19 protein-coding genes and 1 pseudogene are annotated in these 14967 nt (G+C 63.0%); 10 read left to right on the top strand and 10 right to left on the bottom strand.

The features are described 5' to 3' along the window. The 4 genes and pseudogenes from EOD15_RS13990 to EOD15_RS13975 form a co-directional block, all read left to right on the top strand. Positions 1–228 (top strand): annotated as a pseudogene (locus tag EOD15_RS13990) (phosphoenolpyruvate carboxykinase (ATP)); the annotation flags it as partial. Positions 229–312: 84 nt separating this feature from the next. Next, positions 313–750 carry an alternative ribosome rescue aminoacyl-tRNA hydrolase ArfB gene (gene arfB, locus EOD15_RS13985; RefSeq protein WP_023810634.1) on the top strand — a complete coding sequence of 146 codons (438 nt, stop codon included), beginning with the start codon at positions 313–315 and terminating at the stop codon, positions 748–750. 89 nt (positions 751–839) lie between these two features. Next, positions 840–1313 (top strand): peptidoglycan-binding protein LysM, encoded by a 474-nt coding sequence (gene lysM / locus EOD15_RS13980; protein WP_027039967.1) that lies wholly within the window; start codon positions 840–842, stop codon positions 1311–1313. Between the two features lie 102 nt (positions 1314–1415). Then, positions 1416–2045, top strand: a complete 630-nt coding sequence (locus tag EOD15_RS13975; protein WP_127320241.1) for an alpha-ketoglutarate-dependent dioxygenase AlkB — start codon at positions 1416–1418, stop codon at positions 2043–2045. Here EOD15_RS13975 and coaA read toward each other — a convergent pair. From coaA to hisB, 9 genes are all read right to left on the bottom strand, one after another. Then, the gene (gene coaA, locus EOD15_RS13970; protein ID WP_127320239.1) at positions 2032–2991 is read right to left on the bottom strand and encodes a type I pantothenate kinase; all 960 of its coding nucleotides are present in this window, start codon (positions 2989–2991) and stop codon (positions 2032–2034) included. The genes EOD15_RS13975 and coaA overlap by 14 nt on opposite strands. 24 nt (positions 2992–3015) lie before the next feature. Then, entirely contained in the window at positions 3016–3339 is a 324-nt protein-coding gene (locus EOD15_RS13965; protein ID WP_027039970.1) for a phosphoribosyl-ATP diphosphatase, read from the bottom strand. 70 nt (positions 3340–3409) lie between these two features. Next, positions 3410–4204, bottom strand: coding sequence for an imidazole glycerol phosphate synthase subunit HisF (gene hisF / locus EOD15_RS13960; protein WP_164761688.1), 795 nt, complete (start codon positions 4202–4204; stop codon positions 3410–3412). After that, entirely contained in the window at positions 4201–5037 is an 837-nt protein-coding gene (locus EOD15_RS13955; protein WP_127320235.1) for an arginase family protein, read from the bottom strand. The genes hisF and EOD15_RS13955 overlap by 4 nt, the downstream gene beginning before the upstream one ends. Then, entirely contained in the window at positions 5034–5777 is a 744-nt protein-coding gene (hisA, locus tag EOD15_RS13950) for a 1-(5-phosphoribosyl)-5-[(5-phosphoribosylamino)methylideneamino]imidazole-4-carboxamide isomerase (RefSeq protein ID WP_127320233.1), read from the bottom strand. The genes EOD15_RS13955 and hisA overlap by 4 nt, the downstream gene beginning before the upstream one ends. Before the next feature lie 4 nt (positions 5778–5781). After that, on the bottom strand, positions 5782–6072 hold the full coding sequence (locus EOD15_RS13945) for a DUF1330 domain-containing protein (protein WP_127289536.1): 291 nt from the start codon (positions 6070–6072) through the stop codon (positions 5782–5784). Positions 6073–6159: 87 nt separating this feature from the next. Then, entirely contained in the window at positions 6160–6810 is a 651-nt protein-coding gene (gene hisH, locus EOD15_RS13940) for an imidazole glycerol phosphate synthase subunit HisH (RefSeq protein ID WP_127320231.1), read from the bottom strand. 1 nt (position 6811) lies between these two features. Then, positions 6812–7288, bottom strand: a complete 477-nt coding sequence (locus EOD15_RS13935; protein WP_027039976.1) for a DUF2628 domain-containing protein — start codon at positions 7286–7288, stop codon at positions 6812–6814. A 4-nt stretch (positions 7289–7292) separates the two neighbouring features. Beyond that, entirely contained in the window at positions 7293–7892 is a 600-nt protein-coding gene (gene hisB / locus EOD15_RS13930; protein WP_127320229.1) for an imidazoleglycerol-phosphate dehydratase HisB, read from the bottom strand. A gap of 228 nt (positions 7893–8120) precedes the next feature. On the opposite strand from hisB, the gene hslV reads away from it, so the two are divergent. The 6 genes from hslV to EOD15_RS13900 all read left to right on the top strand — a co-directional run bounded on the left by hslV (position 8121) and on the right by EOD15_RS13900 (position 13576). Next, complete coding sequence (hslV, locus tag EOD15_RS13925) at positions 8121–8672, top strand: ATP-dependent protease subunit HslV (protein WP_127320227.1); 552 nt, start codon at positions 8121–8123, stop codon at positions 8670–8672. A gap of 70 nt (positions 8673–8742) precedes the next feature. Further along, positions 8743–9255 carry a GNAT family N-acetyltransferase gene (locus tag EOD15_RS13920; RefSeq protein WP_127270633.1) on the top strand — a complete coding sequence of 171 codons (513 nt, stop codon included), beginning with the start codon at positions 8743–8745 and terminating at the stop codon, positions 9253–9255. Continuing rightward, positions 9252–10412 carry a hypothetical protein gene (locus EOD15_RS13915; RefSeq protein ID WP_164761687.1) on the top strand — a complete coding sequence of 387 codons (1161 nt, stop codon included), beginning with the start codon at positions 9252–9254 and terminating at the stop codon, positions 10410–10412. Before EOD15_RS13920 ends, EOD15_RS13915 begins: the two co-directional genes overlap by 4 nt. Before the next feature lie 52 nt (positions 10413–10464). Continuing rightward, a complete protein-coding gene (locus EOD15_RS13910) occupies positions 10465–11064 on the top strand; it encodes a DUF2585 domain-containing protein (RefSeq protein ID WP_127320225.1) in 600 nt (199 codons plus the stop codon). 4 nt (positions 11065–11068) lie between these two features. Then, a complete protein-coding gene (hslU, locus tag EOD15_RS13905) occupies positions 11069–12382 on the top strand; it encodes an ATP-dependent protease ATPase subunit HslU (RefSeq protein ID WP_127320223.1) in 1314 nt (437 codons plus the stop codon). Positions 12383–12616: 234 nt separating this feature from the next. Then, complete coding sequence (locus tag EOD15_RS13900; protein ID WP_127408567.1) at positions 12617–13576, top strand: DUF1402 family protein; 960 nt, start codon at positions 12617–12619, stop codon at positions 13574–13576. Positions 13577–13822: 246 nt separating this feature from the next. Here the strand turns inward: EOD15_RS13900 and EOD15_RS13890 are convergent. After that, the coding region (locus tag EOD15_RS13890; RefSeq protein WP_127408566.1) for an FAD-dependent oxidoreductase at positions 13823–14967 on the bottom strand (1145 nt) is incomplete at its 5' end.

Genomic DNA, 14967 nt, shown 5'->3' with positions numbered 1-14967 from the left:
GCCGAGTTCCGCACCGATCCTCATTTCGGTTTCGAGGTGCCGGTGGCTGTCCCTGGCGTCGACAGCGCCATTCTCGACCCGCGCTCCACCTGGGCCGACAAGGCCGGCTATGACCGGCAGGCGACACGGCTGGTCGGCATGTTCGCCGTCAATTTCGAGAAATTCGAAAGCCATGTCGACGCCGTGGTGCTGGGCGCGGCGCCGCGCATGCAGGAAGCGGCAGAGTAATCGCGCCACAGGGGTCAGCTTTCGTTGAAAGGCCCGGTTCGATCGGGCCTTTTCTTTTTCGATCCGCCGCGCCATGACTGCGGCATGGCGAGCGACGACAACATCATCATATCAGGCGATGCGGTGATCCATCCGGGCGACCTGCACGAGGATTTCATCCGCTCGTCCGGTCCCGGCGGCCAGAACGTCAACAAGGTGGCGACGGCGGTGCAACTGCGCTTCGACGCGGCCAACGCAACGGGTCTGTCGGAGCGCGTGCGCGAGCGGACGATCAAGCTTGCCGGCCAGCGTGCCACCAAGGACGGTGTCATCGTCATCGAAGCAGGCCGCTTCCGCACCCAGGAACAGAACCGGGCGGATGCGCGGGCACGGCTGACGGCATTGGTCGCCAAGGCCGCCGAACCGCCACCGCCGCCGCGCAAGAAGACACGGCCGTCAAAGGGTGCCGTGGAACGGCGGCTGAAGAGCAAGGCCGGGCGCGGCACGATCAAGAAGCTGCGCGGCCGGGTGGAGAACGATTAAGCACCACACCAATCACGCGCAAAACGACTTCCCATTTTGGACCGCAGATGCAAAGTTCAACCATTGCCATTAGCAAGGGAGACCCAAGGATGGGCATGTTCGATTTCGTCAAGAGCGTCGGCAAGAAACTGGGCATCGGCGGTGACGACGAAGCCGCACCCACGGCCGACACACTCAAGAAGGAGCTCGATTCGCACAAGCTCGGCACCGATGGCGTCGAGGTCGTCGTCACGGGCGACACGGCGGTGCTGAAGGGTGTGGTCAAGGACCAGTCGATCTTCGAGAAGGCGGTCATCGCCGTCGGCAACACGCTCGGCGTCTCCAAAGTGCAGGCCGACGAATTGCAGGTCGCGCCAGCACCTGGCACGGCCGCCGCCCCCGCCAAGGAGCCCACCTTCTACACCGTGAAGAAGGGCGACAATCTCTGGAAGATCGCCGAGAAAAGCTACGGCAAGGGCCAAGGCGTCAAGAACACGGTCATATTCGAGGCCAACAAGCCAATGCTGACCCATCCCGACAAGATCTATCCGGGCCAGGTGCTGCGCATTCCCGACCTCGCCTGATCGGCGGCTGCCAATTCGACAAGAGCGGCGGCTTTCGGGTCGCCGTTTTCATTTGATCGTGACATTTTACGGTTCCGAACCATCCAAGAGGTAATCGAATCCGTGCTCGTCCTGCCCAAAGGCGTCCGCCACATGCCGGCCTACCTGTCGCGCAGCGCGCAGGAAGAGCTGGTCGACGAGGTGAGACGGATCGTGCAGCAGGCGCCGCTGTTCGTGCCGGCCATGCCGCGCACCGGCAAGGAGATGAGCGTGCGTATGACCAATTGCGGGCCGCTCGGCTGGGTCACCGACAAGGAGCACGGCTATCGTTACCAGCCGGCGCATCCGGTAACCGGGGCGCCTTGGCCGCCAATTCCGGATGCGCTGCTCGACCTGTGGCGCGAGGTCTCGGGCTATCCGCACCCGCCGGAAGCATGCCTCATCAATTTCTACACGCTGGACGCAAAAATGGGCCTACATCAGGACCGCGACGAGACCGATCTTTCGGCGCCGGTCGTCTCCGTCTCGCTCGGCGACGACTGCCTGTTCCGAGTCGGCCAGACCACGCGTGATGGCGCCACCAAGTCGTTCAGGCTGCAAAGCGGTGACGTCGTGGTGCTCGGCGGCGAGGGGCGGCTGTGCTTTCACGGCGTCGATCGGATCTATCCCTCGACCTCGGCACTGCTGAAAAACGGTGGGCGGATCAATCTGACATTGCGACGGGTGACGGGGCCGGCCGTCACAGCTTCCTGAGCGCCACTTCCTCGATCAGGTGATCGGCGCCCTTGCGCAGGATCAAGTCGGCGCGGGCCCGCGTCGGCAGGATGTTCTCGCGCAGATTCTTCAAATTGATGTTGGTCCACAGGCCTTCGGCGATGGCGCGCGCGGAACTCTCCGACAGCTGCGAATAGCGGTGAAAGAAGGAGTCCGGGTTGCGGAAGGCGGTCTCACGCAGCCGCATGAAGCGGGAAATATACCAGTTGTGGATCAGCTTCTCGTCGGCATCGATGTAGATGGCGAAGTCGAAGAAGTCCGACAGGAAAGGGACGATCTTGCCGTCCTGCGGCAGCTTGCCGGGCTGCAGGACATTGATGCCTTCGAAGATCAATATGTCGGGCCGGTCGATGGTGACGAACTCGCCGGGAATGACGTCATAGGTCAGGTGCGAATAGACCGGCGCGCGGACATCGGGCAGCGCCGACTTGATGCCCGACAGGAAGCGCAGCAGCGCGCCCACATCGTAGCTGTCGGGGAAACCCTTGCGCTCCATCAGGTTCTCGCGGCGCAGGACCTCGTTGGGCAGCAGGAAGCCGTCGGTGGTGATGAGATCGACCTTGGGGCTCGACGGCCAGCGCGCCAAAAGTTCCTTCAGCACGCGTGCGGTGGTCGATTTGCCGACGGCGACCGAACCGGCGATGCCGATGATGAACGGTGTCTTGACCACGTCAACCGCGTTGAAGAAGGCCTGGCGTTGCCGAAACAGCAGTTGGCTCGCTTCGACATGCGCCGACAACAGCCGCGACAGCGACAGATAGATGCGCGTGACCTCTTCGAGATCGACCGGGTCGTTGAGCGAGCGCAGGCGGCGGAATTCGTCCGCGCTCAGCGTCAGCGGCGTGTCGGCGCGGAATTGCGACCATTGATCGGCGGAGAAGAAACGAAAGGGAGAATATTTCTCGGTTGGCGCGAGCTGATCCATCGAGATACCTGCCCTTCCTCGCGGTCAGCCCTTGGGCCGTGACGCCTTCTCGGCGATGCCCGAACGCCGGGTGCGGCCTTCGAGTTCCCTAAGCACGTCGCTCAGCGGTACCCCGGAGAGGCCGAGAACGACGAGCCAATGATATATAAGATCGGCGCTTTCTGAAACGATGGCCGGTTTGTCGCCCCTGACGGCGGCAATCACCGTCTCGACGGCCTCCTCGCCGAGCTTCTGCGCCGCCTTGTCGATGCCGCGCGCGAACAATTTTGCCGTCCATGAATCCGGATCTCCGGAATGGGCGCGTTCCCCAACGATTTTTTCCAGATCGGAAAGCGAAAACTCGGTCATGGCGTCATCTATCTGCTTGTTTAAGCATGATCTTTTCCGAAAACCGGTTCCCACTTTTCGGGATCATGCTTTAGGGCCGATTATTCACAGAGTCCAGCCGCATCGGCAGGCCGGCGGCGGCCATATGCGCCTTGGCCTGCGCTATCGTGTAGGTGCCGAAATGGAAAATGGACGCGGCCAGCACCGCGCCGGCATGGCCGTCGCGAATGCCTTCGACCATGTGGTCGAGCGTGCCGACGCCGCCGGAGGCGATCACCGGCGCACGCACGGCGTCTGATATCGCGCGGGTCAGCGCGATGTCGTAGCCGGCCTTGGTGCCGTCCCGATCCATCGAGGTCAGCAGGATCTCGCCGGCGCCGCGATCGACCATTTTCCGGGCGAACTCGACCGCATCGATGCCGGTCTTTTCGCGCCCGCCATGGGTGAAGATCTCCCAGCGATCGGCCTCATTGGTTCCCGACACTTTCTTGGCGTCGATGGCGACGACGATGCATTGGTTGCCGAACTTGTCGGCGGCCTCGGCGACGAAATCCGGGTTCTTCACCGCGGCCGTGTTGATCGACACCTTGTCGGCGCCGGCCAACAGCAGCTTCCTGATATCGGCGACCTGGCGCACGCCGCCGCCAACGGTCAGCGGCATGAAGCATTGTTCGGCGGTACGTGCGATGACGTCGAAGATGGTCTCGCGGTTGTCCGACGAAGCGGTGATGTCGAGGAAGCAGAGTTCGTCGGCGCCGGCCGCGTCATAGGCCTTGGCCGCCTCGACTGGATCGCCGGCGTCGACGAGATCGACGAAGTTGACGCCCTTGACGACACGGCCGTTCTTGACGTCGAGACAGGGGATGACACGGGCTTTCAGCATCAGCGGCCCTCTATCGTGGCGATGAGATCGTTCAGCAACTGGCCAACCAGCGGCGGAACATCGGCCTGGGCGTCGAAGGCCGGGTCGTAGGCGGAGACGGTGATGCCGACGATCGGCACCGCCAGCGCCATGGCGCACGTGGCATCGCGCAACTGTTCCGGGCTCGGCCCGCCCGAAGTGATATAGCGGTTGGCCTGCAGCTCCCGGGGATCGTGCACGTCCATATCGAGATGCATGTGCACGCGTCTGGCGCCGGCGACCATCAGTCTTTCGGCCGCCTGGGCCACCCCGGAGCATTCCGTCCGCACGATCGGCAATCTCTCGAGAAGCTGTTTTTCCGCCGGATCGAGATCGCGCGCGTTGACGAGCACGCAGCGTGACGGATCGATCGGCTTGAAGCCCGGAATGGCCGACGCCATCGGTCGCCAGCACAGGCCGAGCACGGTCGCCAGCGCCATGCCGTCGAGAAAGCCGTATGTGGATGTCTCGGGCGTGTTGAGGTCGCCATGCTGGTCGGCCCAGATGATCGCATCGGCGTCTTCGCCGCCGACCGCGCCGGCACTGGTCAGGCAGTTTCCCGCAAGGACGATGGGAAACCGACCGGCGTCACGGGCAAGGCGAACCTCGGTCGCAACCGCGTTGCAGACGGCAAAGCCGGTGGCGATTTCGCGCTCCTGGATGTCTCCGACCCTGCCGATGTCTTCCACCGTAACGTCATGGCCGGCCATGGTCAGGGCGTCGACGAGCCCGCCTGATATCAGCGCGTCCGGACCCTGGCCCATGCCGCCATGGTAATGGCCGCTGTCATAGGAGGCCAGGATGATGGAGATTTTCACGTCCGCGTCTCCGCCCTGCCTTGCAGGATCGCCAGGGCCTCGGCCGGATCGATGCGGCCGTCATAGAGCGCGCGGCCGGAGATCGCGCCTTCGAGCTTTTGCGCATCGGGCATGGTCATGCGCACGATGTCGGCGATCGAAGCGAGGCCGCCCGACGCGATGACCGGGATCGACACGGCATCGGCGAGGTCGATGGTGGCGTCCCAGTTGATGCCGGTCAAAACGCCGTCGCGGTCGATATCGGTGTAGATGATGGCGGCGACGCCGGCGCCCTCGAATTTCCTGGCCAGTTCGATGACGCCGAGGCTCGACGCCTCGGCCCAGCCCTCGACGGCGACCTTGCCGCCCTTGGCGTCGATGCCGACGGCGACCTTGTCCGGAAACGCCTTGCAGGCCTGTTTGACAAGGTCCGGATCGCGCACCGCCACAGTGCCGAGGATGACGCGGGCAAGCCCTCGATCGAGCCAGTCCTCGATCTGCGCCAGAGTGCGGATGCCGCCGCCGAGCTGGACCGGGTTCTTCGTCGCCTTGAGGATGGCGCCGACCGCCGCGCTGTTGACGCTCTGGCCCTGGAAGGCGCCGTTGAGGTCGACGACATGCAGCCATTCGAAGCCCTGTTGCTCGAAGGCCCGCGCCTGCGCGGCAGGATCATCGTTGTAGATGGTCGCGGTCGCCATGTCGCCATGCCTGAGGCGCACGCACTGGCCGTCCTTGAGATCTATCGCCGGGAAAAGGATCATCCGTTCAGGCGCCTTCCACAATGGCGAAATGGGACGTCGAATAGAGGCGTCTGAATTTCAGCGCCGCCTGGTATTCGGGCGAATGGAAGCAGGCGAGTGCGACCGCATAGCTCTCGAACTCGATGATGACATGGCGATTGCCCGATGGCCCTTCCGGGCTCGACGACTGACCGCCGCGGGTCAGGAACTTTGCGCCATATTTGTCGAAAGCCGCTTTGTTGGCGGCAATGTATAGCGGATAGTTTTCCGGATCGGTCACCTCGACCATCGCCATCCAGTAGCCCTTCTTGCTCATGGTCTATCCCTCTGCTCGAGCATGATCTCCGGACAAACGGGAACCGTTTGTCCGAGAAAGCCGGGGTCCACTTTTCGGGATCATGCTCTAGGGCCTCCAGCGCAGGAAATTGGTGATCAGCGCGAGGCCGAGCGCCTGGCTCTTTTCCGGGTGGAACTGCGTGCCGACAAGATTGTCGCGGGCGACGGCCGCCGTCACCGGGCCGCCATAGTCGGCAACCGCCAGAACCTCGTCCGCCTTGCCCGCATCGAGATGATAGGAATGCACGAAATAGGCATGCAGCCCGCTTGCGCCAGTCGGTATGCCGGCAAACAGCGGATGCTGGCGCTTGAGCTCGATCGTGTTCCAGCCGATCTGCGGGATCTTCAGCGCCGGATCGGAAGGCATGATCTCCTTCACGTCGCCCGATATCCAGCCGAAGCCCTTGGTAATCGTCTTTTCGAGGCCGCGCTGCGACATCAGCTGCATGCCGACGCAGATGCCGAGGAACGGCCGGCCCTTGACGATCGCAACCTCCTCGACGGCTTCCCACATGCCTTCGACGGCCTGCAGGCCGGAGGCGCAGTCGGCATAGGCGCCGACGCCGGGCAGGACGATGCGATCGGCCGTGCGCACCCGCTCAGCATCTGCGGTCAGGTCGATATCGGCCGATATGCCGGCTTCGCGCGCGGCGCGCTCGAAAGCCTTGGTGGCCGAGCGCAAATTGCCCGAGCCGTAGTCGATGATCGCAACCCGCATGTCAGCTTCTTCCCGGAATGTGGGTCAGCCCCAGCGCCATGCCCGGCTGCGCTGGCCGCGCGAGGGCAGCATCGGGGACCATGCGCGGCGCCGGCACAACCTCATCGGCAAGCGCTTCCGCTTCCAGCGCATAGCGTGTGTCGGCGTCGTCGAGCCAACCGGCTTCGACCGCGCCCCATTCGTGCCAACCGCGCCGGCGAAGTGCCGCGATGCGCAGGCCTTGCCCTTCCAGTCCGACATAGAGCGAAACCAACAGTGACAGCAGCGAGCCGGCCAGACCAAGGCCGAGCTTCTGGCCCAGCATCGAAAGCAGGCCCATGACGACGAAGGCAAGCGCTGCCTCGATCCACAGCCGATGCCAGGCGAACCATAGCGGCGGCACCAGGAGGCCCAGCCAGGTGAAGCCATCGCGGACAAAGGCCGTGGCATCGGCCTTCTCGCTGCGGCCTGGCGGTTCCATCACGACATAGGTGGCCATGGCCTTATCCCTTCAACGATCCCTTGGTGGAGGGAACCGCATCCGGCTGGCGCGGATCGCGTTCGAGAGCCGCGCGCAGCGCGCGCGCCACCGCCTTGAAGCAGGTCTCGGCGATGTGATGGTTGTTGGCGCCATAGTGATTGGTGACATGCAGCGTGATGCCGGCATTCTGCGCCAAAGCCTGGAAGAATTCGCGCACCAGCTCGGTGTCGAAGGTGCCGATCTTCGGCGACGAGAAGGAAACGTTCCAGACCAGGAACGGTCGGCCGGACACGTCGATCGCAGCGCGCGTCAGCGTCTCGTCCATGGCAAGGTCGATCGAGGCATAGCGCATGATGCCGCGCCGCTCGCCCAGTGCCTTGGCCAGCGCCTGGCCAAGCGCGATGCCGGTGTCCTCGACGGTGTGATGATCGTCGATATGCAGGTCGCCCTTGGCCCTGACCGTCATGTCGATCAGGGAATGGCGCGCCAGCTGGTCCAGCATATGGTCAAAGAAGCCGACGCCCGTCGAAATGTCCGATTTTCCGGTGCCGTCGATATGGACCGAGACGGCAATCTCGGTTTCCTTGGTCTTGCGGCTGACTTCGGCGGCGCGGGGCGGCATCACTCTATCCTTGTCCCAGAGGTTCACATCGTGACCAGCTCAGAGGTTCAAGCGCTCGCAGGCTTGAAAACGAAAGCCTTCTAGCAGCATGATCCGGCGATTGCCAGTTGCGAACCCGGCCGCTATCCAGCGGTTTGCAATCATCGGTCCCATGCATACATATGGCCGATCAAGTCACTCGTACCGCGCCGATCGCCTTATCGGGATGGCGCTGCTCGGAGCCAGGAAATGTCCGATAATCTGACCATGCACGCCACGACCATCGTGACGGTGCGCAAGGGCAACAAGGTGGTGATCGCCGGCGACGGCCAGGTCAGCCTTGGCCAGACCATCATGAAGGGCAACGCCAAGAAGGTGCGCCGCATCGGCAAGGGCGGCAATGTGATCGCCGGGTTCGCCGGCGCCACCGCCGACGCCTTCACGCTGCTGGAGCGACTCGAAGCCAAGCTCGAACAATATCCAGACCAGCTGACGCGCGCCTGCGTCGAACTCGCCAAGGACTGGCGCACCGACCGCTATCTGCGCCGGCTGGAAGCGATGATGCTGGTGGCCGACAAGTCGGTATCGCTGGCGCTGACCGGCACCGGCGACGTGCTCGAACCCGAATTCGGCGTCATGGCCATCGGTTCGGGCGGCAATTACGCACTGGCCGCGGCGCGCGCGCTGATGGACAGCGACAAGGATGCCGAGGAGATCGCCCGCAAGGCGATGCAGATCGCATCCGATATCTGCGTCTACACCAACAACAATTTCGTCGTCGAAACGCTTGATGTCGGCTGAAAAGCCGGCCATGACCCCGAAAAGTGGAAACCGGTTTTCTCGGACGAACGGTTCCGTTCGTCCAGAGATCATGGCCGAACAAGAAGATAGCTACGATTTTCGGCCGGTGACGGAAAAAGACCTGCCGATGATCGCCGGCTGGCTCGCCGAGCCGCATGTTGCAGAGTGGTGGGACGATCCGGAGACGGAAATCGCCGGCATTCGCGAGCACATCGACTCGATTTCGGTCGAGCCGCTGATCGTCGAGCTCGACGGCAAGCCGATTGCCTATCTGCAGAGCTACGACCCGCATCTGGAAGACGACCATCCCTATGCCGACCAGCCGTTCGGCACGCTCGGCATCGACGTGTCGATCGGCGTGCCGGAGCTGCTCGGGCGCGGCCATGGCTCGGCAATCGTGCGCCAGTTCGTCGAACAGCTTTTCGAGGAAGGTGTTCCGCGCGTCATCATCGATCCGGATCCCGCCAATGTCAGGGCGATCCGTGCTTATGAAAAGGCAGGCTTTGTTGCCTTTGACACCAGAACATCGGAGTACGGGCCGGCCTTGATGATGGCGCGCGACGCGACGCAGGAGCCCAATTGATCAGCGCCGAAACCCTCGACAAGGCAGTCGCGAAAGGTTTGATCTCGCAGACCCTGCGCGATCAGTTGGAGGCCATGGAACGTGCGGTCGCTCTCGCCCCCGAGGCCAGGCGCGCCGATGACGAGGGTGACGAGGAAAACCTGCGGCTGGTAGGCGGCGGCAACGATCTGTTTGTCACTGTCGGAACCGTTCTGCTCAGCGCCGGCTTCTTCTTTGTCCTGACCACCTTGCTTCCAGGCCAGACATTCTGGATCGCAGGCATCCTCGCGGTTTTCGCCTGGGGGCTCGCCGAAATCGTCACGCGTCAGCACCGGATGAAATTATCGTCGTCCGTGCTTGCCCTGATTTTCATGGCCGCCATTCTGGCCGCTCTGGCGCTACAGGTGGAGGCCAGCTTCGGCATACGCAAGCCGGAGACTATCTGGCAGCTATTGGCGTTGCGCCAGACGGCGTCCCAGGCCGGATATCTGTTCCTGGGCGGAGGAATAATCGCGGCGGCGATCTATTTCTGGCGTTTTCGCGTCCCCATCATTGCCGGGGCTATCGCCATCGCCTTTACACTGCTTGCCTTCCTGCAAACGGCGATAATCCTGTATGACAGCGTGACAGCGGGTGCGATTGCGCCACCGCGTATGGAGGATGTTCCCGAATTGCTCCGCGCGGCACTTTACATGCCGCTGATCTGCGGCCTGATCGTGTTCGCAACGGGTGTAGCTTTTGACATTTACGATAGGGATCGACGCAAGATCTGGTCCGATTGCGCTTTCTGGCTGCATGTCGTCTCGGCGCCCATGCTGGTGCATCCGCTCTTCATCATGGCAACCGGCCAGAACGTCGTATTCGGACATATCGCGCCGGATACCAATGCAACCCTCATGCTGGCGATTCTGATCCTTGGCTTCCTCTATGTCGCGCTTGCCATCGACCGCCGTTCGCTTCTGGTTCCGACATTGGCTTACTTCGGCTCGCTGGGCATCTATTATCTGGTGAATTCCGCCTCCGATTCGACGGGCATCCCGCCTTTTGCCTTGATCCTGGTCGTTGTTGGCGCGCTGATCATTCTGTTCGGGGCTGGCTGGCAGCGTATCCGGCGGATTGTGGTCAAACCCACCTTGCCGGCGGCCGTGATCCGCCGGCTACCGCCGCTGAAGGCGTGACAAGGCTTTGTGATGATCGAGACGGCGACGCGAAACGAGGGGGAATGAACCGATGACGACACCGGCCGCGGAGAACAGCTATTCGGCCTATGAAGACAGCTGGCGAATGGGGCTTCTGCTCGTCCTCGCGCTGATCATCTTCCAGGCCGGGGCGCTCTACGGCATGGGGCGAACGCCGATCTGCACCTGCGGCTACGTCAAGCTCTGGCAAGGCGTCGTGCAGAGTTCGGAGAATTCCCAGCACATTTCGGACTGGTATACGTTCTCGCACATCATCCACGGCTTCCTGTTCTATGCGCTGGCAAGATTCCTGTTCCCGCGTTCGCCGATCGGCTTGAGACTGGCGTTCGCCGTCTTCATCGAAGGCGGTTGGGAGCTGCTCGAAAACAGCCCATTCATCATCGAGCGCTACCGCGCCGGCACCATCTCGCTCGACTATTACGGCGACAGCATCATCAATTCGGTGTCCGACACACTGGCCATGGTGCTGGGATTTGTGATGGCGCGAAGGCTACCTATATGGGTGATCGTCAGCCTCGCCATCATCTTCGAACTCGGTACCGGCTATCTCATCCGGGACAATCTGACACTCAACGTGATCATGCTGCTGCATCCGTTCGAGGCCATCAAGCAGTGGCAAAGTGGAATCTAGTGATATGAGCACATTTTCTCCCCGCGAAATCGTTTCGGAACTCGACCGTTTCATCATCGGCCAGAAGGACGCCAAGCGCGCCGTGGCCATTGCCTTGCGCAACCGCTGGCGCCGCCAGCAGCTGGAAGGCCAGATGCGCGAAGAGGTGATGCCGAAGAACATCCTGATGATCGGGCCGACCGGCGTCGGCAAGACCGAGATCTCGCGCCGCCTGGCGCGTCTTGCCGGTGCGCCTTTCGTCAAGGTCGAGGCGACCAAGTTCACCGAGGTCGGCTATGTCGGCCGCGATGTCGAGCAGATCATCCGCGATCTGGTCGAGATCGCCATCGGCCTGGTGCGCGAGAAGATGCGCGAAGACGTCAAGGCGCGCGCCCACGTCAACGCCGAGGAACGCGTGCTGGAAGCGCTGGTCGGCAAGACGGCGAGCCCGGCCACCCGCGATAGTTTCCGCAAGAAGCTGCGCGACGGCGAACTCGACGACAAGGAGATCGAGGTCGAGGTTGCCGACACCGGCAGCGGCGGCATGCCCGGCTTCGAGATTCCCGGCATGCCGGGCGCCAATATCGGTGTGCTCAACATCAACGACATGCTGTCGAAGGCGATGGGCGGCAAGAAGACCAAGACGCGCAAGACGACGGTCAAGGAGTCCTACGACCTGCTGGTCAATGACGAGTCCGACAAGCTGCTCGATCAGGACGAAGTTGTGCGCAGGGCGCTCGATGCGACGGAGAATGACGGCATCGTCTTCCTCGACGAGATCGACAAGATCGCGTCGCGCGAAGGCGGCATGGGCGCCGGCGTTTCCCGCGAAGGCGTGCAGCGCGACCTGCTGCCGCTGATCGAGGGCACCACGGTGGCCACCAAATACGGACCGCTGAAGACCGACCACATCCTGTTCATCGCCTCCGGCGCCTTCCACGTCTCGAAGCCGTCAGACCTGTTGCCGGAATTGCAGGGCCGCCTGCCGATCCGGGTCGAGCTGCGGGCGCTGGAGAAGGACGATTTCGTCCGCATCCTGACCGAGACCGAGGCGAGCCTGATCAAGCAGTATATCGCTCTGATGAAGACCGAAGGCGTCGAGCTGACCTTCACCGACGACGCTATCGACTCGCTGGCCGGCATCGCCGTCGACCTCAACGCCAGCGTCGAGAACATCGGCGCAAGGCGGTTGCAGACGGTGATGGAGCGGGTGCTGGACGAAATCTCCTACGATGCGCCCGACCGCAACGGCACATCAGTCACCATCGATGCCGCCTATGTGGAGAAGCATGTCGGCGACCTGTCCAGGAATACCGACCTGTCGCGGTTCATCCTTTAAACGACGGCGCCGGAACGTTCCGGCACCGGTCCGGGGGCAACATTTTCCGGCAAGCAAAATCATGTGTGGCCAGATGGTACCATCTGGCCACCTTTCGTAGTGCCGGGTGAAGGGGCGCTCTCGACTCGACCAAGAGCTTTACCTAGTTTGCGCGGCAATTCTCGATCTCTTGGTTTGACGCAATTCCGGGAAACCGTTTCACACTTTTCCTGGAATTGCTTGGGCGGCGGGTGCATGAAAAAACTGATCCTGGTCATTCTCGGCTTGACGCTGGCGGCGACGCTGTTCGCCGCCGAGGCAGCGACATCGGTGCCGCCGGGAAATCGCAATGCCGTGCAGCCCGACATTCCGGGTGCCTCCAGCCGGCGCACGCAGGCGACCAACACCAGCTTCCAGGCGAAGTATCGCAAGGTCTACGCTCTGCTGCAGAACGACGCCGATCTGCGCGGCAAGATCAAGAAGGCAGCAGCCACCTACGGCATCGATCCCCTGCACATCGTCGGCGCCATCGTCGGCGAGCACACCTACAATGTCGATGCCTATGACCGGCTGCAGACCTACTACGTCAAGGCAATCTCCTATCTCTCCAGCAAGCTTTCCTTCGCCTATGACGGCGAGGACATCACCGATTTCGTGCAGCGGCCGGAGTTCAAGAAATGCGCCGGGATGTCCGACAGCTACGACCTGTGGGAATGCCGCGAACAGGTGTGGAACCGTTCGTTTCGCGGCAAGGGCGTCGGCGGGACCAGCTTTCCCGACGACCGTTTCGGCGCCACCTTCTTCCAGCCTTACTATGCCGGCCAGACCTTCGGCCTCGGCCAGCTCAATCCGCTGACCGCCTTGCAGATGAGCGATCTCGTGCACAAGGTTTCCGGCCTGCCGAAGCTCGACGTCGGCGATCCCAATTCGGTCTACAAGACCATCATGGATCCCGACCTGACGCTGCCCTACGTCGCCGCGACGATCCGGAAATCGATCGATGCCTACAAAAGCATTGCCGGCTTCGACATTTCGGGCAATCCGGGGGTCACCGCCACGCTCTACAATGTCGGCAATCCGGAGCAGCGCGCCGACGCGCTGAAGGCGGAGAACGACAGGCGCCGCGCCGCCGGCCAAGCCGAAAAGCTGCCGGAAGAGAATTACTATGGTTGGCTGGTGAATGACAAATTGGCGGAGCTGAAGGCGCTGTTTTAGGCTGGGGTTCAGGCGCGCTGACGTTAATTTGCCGACGCCTGCGCCGCCCCTCATTGTCCTGCCGGACATTTCTCCCCGTATAGTGACGGGGAGAAAGGGGCTGGCCGCAACCTCGGCGCCCTTCTTGCGATGCTGGTGATTGGCGAAACCGGCGATGATAGCGCCCTTCTCCCCGTCACTATACGGGGAGAAGATGCCGGCAGGCAGATGAGGGGCGGCGCAGACGTCGGCAATTGGCGTGACGGCTCACGCCGCCAGCAGCGACTTCAGCTTGACCGCCTGTGATCCCAGCGCTTCCGGCGCCGGTTTCGCGTGCTTGCCGATCAGCATTTCGGCCAGCCTGATATCGCGGGCGACCGCGTTGCCGGGGCCGATGCCGCTGGCCGCCACCAGCCTGCCGTCTTGCGCCAAATGGAAGAGAATGAAGGCGCCATCGCCGAGGTCGCGGCGCACGGTGCTGCTGCCTTCGTCGGACAGCCCGGCGATCTGCAGGGACAGACCATATTGATCCGACCAGAACCACGGCACCGCCGCATGCGCCTCGCCGGCACCGAGCATGTTCCTGGCCGCCAGCGCGCCCTGTTCCTGGGCGTTGCGCCAAGCTTCCAGCCGCACCCGACGGCCGCCATAGACGGCGAGCGGAAACGAGCAGCAATCGCCGGCGGCAAAGATGTCGGGATCGCTGCTGCGCAGCTCGGCATCGACTGCAATGCCGTTGTCGATCGCCAGGCCGGCTTCGGCCGCAAGCCCGGTCACCGGCACGGCGCCGATGCCAATGATCGCGAGGTCGGCGACGATTTCCCGGCCGCCGGCAAGCGCTATGCGCACCTTGTTGCCGTCGTCGGCGATGGACGCGATGCCATCCCCGCACAGGATATCAACGCCCTCGGCGACATGCGCGTCATGGATGATTTCGGCAATCTCCGCCGGCACGCCGCGCATCAGGATGCGCGGCTGCGCCTCGATAACGGTGACCGCAGCGCCTAGCTTGCGTGCCGCGGCGGCGAGTTCGAGGCCGATGAAACCGCCGCCGATGATGGCGATACGGTTGCCGGGGGTAAGATGCGCGCGAATGGCGAGCGCGTCGGCGAAGGTCCTGAGATAGACGCAGTGCGCGCCAAGGCCGGGCATCGGCAGCTTGCGCGGGATCGAGCCGGTTGCCAGCAGGAGCTTGTCGTAAGGCAGGACCGATCCGTCCGAAAGGCGCACCGCATGCGCCGCCCGATCGATCGCCACGGCCTGGACGGAATGGATATGCCGGATCGATTTCTCGGCCAGAATGGCGTCGCTGGCGATCGCCTTGATCTCGGGCGCATCGCTGGCCATCGCCTCCTTGGACAGAGGCGGGCGCTCATAGGGCAGATGCGGCTCATCGCCGACCAGCGTCACCG

Source organism: Mesorhizobium sp. M7A.T.Ca.US.000.02.2.1 (assembly GCF_003996995.1).
Lineage (GTDB): Bacteria > Pseudomonadota > Alphaproteobacteria > Rhizobiales > Rhizobiaceae > Mesorhizobium.
The sequence above is the reverse complement of the archived record's forward strand: the minus strand, read 5'-3'. Positions and strand labels throughout refer to the sequence as shown.